Annotated in this window: 2 protein-coding genes; both read left to right on the top strand. The window is 30.6% G+C overall.

What is annotated here, in order from left to right:
- Nucleotides 1-98 precede the first annotated feature (98 nt).
- Nucleotides 99-293, top strand: coding sequence for a hypothetical protein (locus tag Q0958_RS18855; protein WP_299126115.1), 195 nt, complete (start codon nt 99-101; stop codon nt 291-293).
- A gap of 105 nt (nt 294-398) precedes the next feature.
- Nucleotides 399-588: cysteine peptidase family C39 domain-containing protein (locus tag Q0958_RS18850; protein ID WP_299126113.1), on the top strand; the 190-nt coding region annotated here is incomplete at its 3' end.

Raw genomic sequence — 588 nt, 5'->3', positions numbered from 1 at the left:
GCTTTGCTTTAGAACAAAATTCTCTCGCGAAGAATAGACACAAAGGTGAGTGTCTTTAAATGTTCACCGCAAAAGTATTTTTTTTTTAAATATTAATTATGAAAAAACAAATTTTAAACTTAGGAAAAGTTTTAAACAAAACTGAGCAAAAACAAGTAATAGGAGCTGTAACATTTACTCACGAAGGAGATTCTGGCTTTCTTTGCTATTGCAATAATACTACTTATGCTGTGGCTAATTGTAAGTGGTGCGGTTGGATGTGTGGAGCTGGTACTATTGAATCTTGTAAATAAAATGAAAAAAGCACAGTATTCCTTACTGTGCTTTAGTTTAAAATTTAAATGCTTTTTTAATTTCTTGCCTTCAACTTAATTATTTTAATAAAAAACATCTATTTCTTGAAAAAGTTTCCCAATTATAAACAAACCGAGGCAAAGGATTGTGGACCTACCTGTATCAAAATCATAGCAAAACACTATGGTAAAACTATTAATACACAACAGTTAAGAAGCTTAAGTGAAACTACTAGAGAAGGAAGTAGTTTATTAGGTTTAAGCGAAGCTGTTGAATCTATAGGCTTTAAGTCTT

Source organism: uncultured Tenacibaculum sp. (assembly GCF_947499065.1).
Lineage (GTDB): Bacteria > Bacteroidota > Bacteroidia > Flavobacteriales > Flavobacteriaceae > Polaribacter.
Note: the sequence above shows the minus strand (reverse complement) of the source record. Positions and strands in the feature narration are given on the sequence as shown.

Bases quoted from the DNA above. Each gene is read 5' to 3' on its own strand.
- Q0958_RS18855 (WP_299126115.1), top strand. From the start codon at position 99: ATGAAAAAACAAATTTTAAACTTAGGAAAAGTTTTAAACAAAACTGAG.